The sequence below is a fragment of the Leucobacter soli genome (genome assembly GCF_042659205.1).
GTDB classification, from domain to species: domain Bacteria; phylum Actinomycetota; class Actinomycetes; order Actinomycetales; family Microbacteriaceae; genus Leucobacter; species Leucobacter soli.
The window spans coordinates 1-4059 of the sequence record NZ_JBHSRW010000208.1 but is presented as its reverse complement, the minus strand read 5'-3'; the positions used below and the strand labels follow the sequence as shown (position 1 = coordinate 4059).

Here is a 4059-nt window from a genome sequence, read left to right as displayed (position 1 = left end):
CCGGCGCGAGCGCGTGCCCCACCGGCAGTTCGCCGATGCTCGGCAGCGCGACGCCCGTCGCGGTCGCCTCGCCGTCGAGCAGATTCGCCGTGCCGATGAACGCGGCGACGAAGCGCGAGCTCGGCTGCGCGTAGAGCGAGACGGGGGTGTCGAGCTGCTCGAGCCGGCCGCGGTTGAGCACGACGATCCGATCCGCCATCGACAGCGCCTCCTCCTGATCGTGGGTCACCACGACGAAGGTCATGCCGGCCTCGTGCTGCAGCCGCTTCAGCTCGAGCTGCATCTCCTCCCGGACCTTCCGGTCGAGCGCCGAGAGGGGCTCGTCGAGCAGCAGGAGCCGGGGCTGCTTCACGAGCGCGCGCGCCAGCGCGACGCGCTGCCGCTGCCCGCCGGAGAGCTTCGCCGGGCGCCGCTTCGCGAACTCGTTCAGGCCGATCACGTCCATGATGTCTGCGACGCGCCGCAGGATCTCGGCGCGGGGCAGCCCTTCGGCCTCGAGCCCGTAGGCGATGTTCTTCTCGACCGAGAGGTGGCCGAAGAGGGCGTACGACTGGAACATGAGGTTCACCGGGCGCCGATGGGCGGCGATGCCGAGCAGCGAGGAGCCGTCGAGCCGGATGTCGCCCGATGCCGGCGACTCGAAGCCCGCGATCGTGCGCAGCAGCGTGGTCTTGCCGCAGCCGGAGGGGCCGAGCAGCGCGAAGAACTCGCCCTCGGCGATGTCGAAGGTCACGTCGTCGACCGCGGTCACCGACCCGTAGCGGGCCGTCACCCGGTCCACCTGCAGCAGCGGCGTGTCGGCGGGATGCGAGGCGTGCTGGGTCATTCGGATTCCTTCGGTGAGCCGATGCGGGTGAGTCGTTGGGCGGCCAGGATCGTCACGATGCTCACGAGCAGCAGGAGCGTCGCGAGCGCGTTCACCTCGGGCGTCACGCCGAAGCGCACGGTCGAGTAGATGACGATCGGCAGGGTCGGGGTCGTCGGCGCCGCGGTGAAGTAGGCGATGACGAACTCGTCGAGCGACAGGGTGAAGGCCAGCATGGCGCCGGCCACGATGCCGGGCATGAGCTGCGGCAGGGTGATCCGCAGGAACGTGCGCACCGGCGAGGCGCCCAGATCCCGCGAGGCCTCCTCGAGGCTCTCGTCGATGCTCGCGATGCGGGCGAGGACTATGGCTGTGACGAACGCCGTGGCGAAGACGGAGTGCGCGATCACCACCGAGTGCAGGCCCAGAGTGAACGTGATGAGGGAGTAGAAGCTCAGGAGACCGATGCCGAGCAGCAGGTCGGGGAGCAGCGCCGGCGCGATGGAGAAGGCGCGGATCAGGCCCCCCTTCGTGTACCGGTGGATCCCGACGGCGAGCAGTGTGCCGAGGACCGTGCTGATCACGGTGACCGAGATGGCCACGATGAGGGTGTTCCCGAGTCCCTCGAGCATCGCCCGGTTGTGGAAGAGCGACGCGTACCAGTCGAGCGAGAAGCCTCGCCAGACGAAGAGGTTCTTCGATGCGTTGAAGCTCATCACCACGACGACGACGATGGGCAGGTAGAGGAAGAGGTAGCCGAGCCAGAGCGGGACGTGGAGCCAGCCGACACCCCGCCGGCGGCGGCCACGCGGCGCGGAACGCTCGCCCATCGTGCGCAGCACCGTGGTGGTGGGCGCGGTCGCGGGGTCGATGGGCTTCATCGTCGGATCCGTTCCGATGCCGTGCTCAGTCACGGTCGCCACCTCCGCTCAGACGCCGGTTCACCCAGCTCTGCCCGACGATCAGCAGCGCGAGGAAGGCGCTCAGCACGAGCGCGAGCGTGGCACCGAACGGCCAGTTCCTCGCCTCGAGGAACTGGTCCCGGATCAGGTTGCCGATGAGTACCATCTTGCCGCCGCCCAGCAGCTCCGGGATGACGAAGTTCGACATGCTCGGCACGAAGACGAAGATCGCGCCGGTGAGCGCGCCGGGCAGCGACATCGGCAGGGTGACCGTCCGGAAGACTCGCCACGGCGTGGAGCCGAGATTCGTCGCGGCCTCGCGCAGCGAGGGGTCGATCGCCTGCAGCGAGGCGTAGAGAGGCAGGATCATCAACGGCAGGTACATGTAGAGCAGGCCCACCCCGACGGCGCCCCAGTTGTAGAGCAGCGGGAGCGGCGCGTCGATGATCCCGAGCCCCATCAGCGACTGGTTCACGATGCCCGCGTTGTTGAGCAGCAGGATCCAAGCGTAGGTGCGGATCAGGAAGTTGGTCCAGAACGGCAGGACGATGGCGATCAGCGCGATGGTGCGCCAGCGCACCGGGATCCGGGTGATCGCGTAGGCGATCGGGTAGCCGATGAGCAGCGCGAGCAGGGTGACGAGCAGCGCCGTACCCACGGATTGGGCGATCACGCCGGCGTAGAGCGGATCGAGCAGCTTCGCGAAGTTCTCCGTCGTGAAGGTGAACTGCACGCCGCCGAAGCGGCCGCGCGTGAAGAAGGAGTAGACGAGCAGCAGTGCGACGGGGATCGCCATGAAGACGATCAGGAAGAGGAGGCCGGGGCCGAGGAACGGCAGCGATTTGAGGGCCGGGGGCGCCGTGCCCGGGGTGCGGGGTGCGTGTTCGGCCATGGTGCGTCGTTTCGTGGGCCGGATGCCGCCGGCCGCGGGGAAGGGGTGGCGTGAGGGTGCGGATCGGTGCCGATCCGCACCCTCACGATGGGATCAGTTCGCGGAGAGCACCGCGGTGTTCAGATCGGTGAAGGCGGTCGAGAACTCGCCGAGATCGATGATCGCCTCCTGCGAGGTCAGCTCCTCCACCGATGCGCCGAGGTTCGGGAACGCCTCGATCAGGTCGGGCGAGAGGCCCTCCATCGCGACCTTGTTGGGCACGCTGTAGAGGATGTTCTCGGCGACCCAGGTGCCGATCTCGGGATCGAGGATGAAGTTCACGAAGGTCATGGCGGCCTCCTTGTTCTTCGAGCTCTTCAGCACCGTCATGGTGTCCGTCCAGAGATCCGAGCCCTCCTTCGGCGTGACGAACTTGATGCGGTCGTCCTCGGCGATGCCGTAGTTGCACCAGCCGTCCCAGGCCTGCACCAACGCGGCCTCGCCCGAGACCAGCTTGCTGTAGAAGGTGGTGTCGTCGAACGCGAGCAGGGTCGGCTTGGTCTTCAGCAGCTGCTCCTTCGCCTCGTCGAGGTCCGCCTGCTCGGTCGTGTTGACCGAGTGGCCCTGCAGCTTGAGCGCGGGCAGCGCCAGCCAGCGGTCGGTCGACAGCATCGTGGTCTTGCCCTCGAGCTCGGGCCGCGGGTTCAGCAGGTCGTCCCACGAGTCCGGATCGTAGCCCGTCAGGTCGGGCCGGTAGCAGAGGCCGGTCGTGCCCCAGGCGTACGGCTCGGAGTAGACGTTGCCGGGATCGTAGGGCAGCTCGAGCGCCTCGGGGTAGAGGTTCTGCTCGTTCGGGATGAACGACTTGTCGAGCTCGGCGAGCAGGCCCTGCTCCGCGAGCGCCTGCGCGTACTGGCCCGACATGAACGCCACATCGATGCCGGAGTCCGCGGAGGCGGTGAGCTTGGCGACGATGTCCTCGTTCGTGGCGTGATGCACGATCGTGACTTTCACCCCGGTCTCCGTCTCGAAGCGCTCGGCCAGATCCTCGGGGTAGTAGTCGGCCCAGATGCCGACGGTGAGCGACTGACCCGAGATATCGACGTCCGGATCGAGCTCGTCGGTCCCGACGTCCTGACCCGCGCACGCGGTGAGCGCCAGCAGGGCGGCCGTGGCGAGGCCGACGGCAGCGGTGACTCTGGAATGCTTCATATGACCAACCTCCATTGGTTGTGACAGGGTCAGCCCGATTGTTCCATCGAGTGGTAAGGAACGACAAGGGTTGCAGACCATCGTTGTCAAGATGTTTACAATTCACCTTGAATTCGGCTTCAATGAATTGTGATGTCCCCACCTGAGCACGTGAACGGCCCCGGCCCCGATGCCGAAGCCGGCGCCGGTATCGACGCCGGCCCGGCCTTTGCCGGGCCGGGCGCGAGGGCGCGCGGAGCCCGGTTGACTGATGCCGAGCCGAGACTCGC

General features: G+C 67.5%; 4 protein-coding genes. All 4 read right to left on the bottom strand.

Annotated elements, in window-relative coordinates; all coding sequences use genetic code 11:
* Positions 1 to 826, bottom strand: an 826-nt coding sequence (locus ACFPZL_RS10835; RefSeq protein ID WP_382335404.1) for an ABC transporter ATP-binding protein, incomplete at its 3' end; no start/stop codon positions are given.
* Entirely contained in the window at positions 823 to 1719 is an 897-nt protein-coding gene (locus tag ACFPZL_RS10830; RefSeq protein ID WP_218114572.1) for an ABC transporter permease, read from the bottom strand. The genes ACFPZL_RS10835 and ACFPZL_RS10830, both read right to left, overlap by 4 nt.
* On the bottom strand, positions 1712 to 2599 hold the full coding sequence (locus ACFPZL_RS10825) for an ABC transporter permease (RefSeq protein WP_382335402.1): 888 nt from the start codon (positions 2597 to 2599) through the stop codon (positions 1712 to 1714). The genes ACFPZL_RS10830 and ACFPZL_RS10825 overlap by 8 nt, the downstream gene beginning before the upstream one ends.
* A gap of 93 nt (positions 2600 to 2692) precedes the next feature.
* Positions 2693 to 3790: a polyamine ABC transporter substrate-binding protein gene (locus tag ACFPZL_RS10820; RefSeq protein WP_218114574.1), complete on the bottom strand. Its 1098-nt coding sequence runs from the start codon at positions 3788 to 3790 to the stop codon at positions 2693 to 2695.
* Between the last annotated feature and the right edge of the window lie 269 nt (positions 3791 to 4059).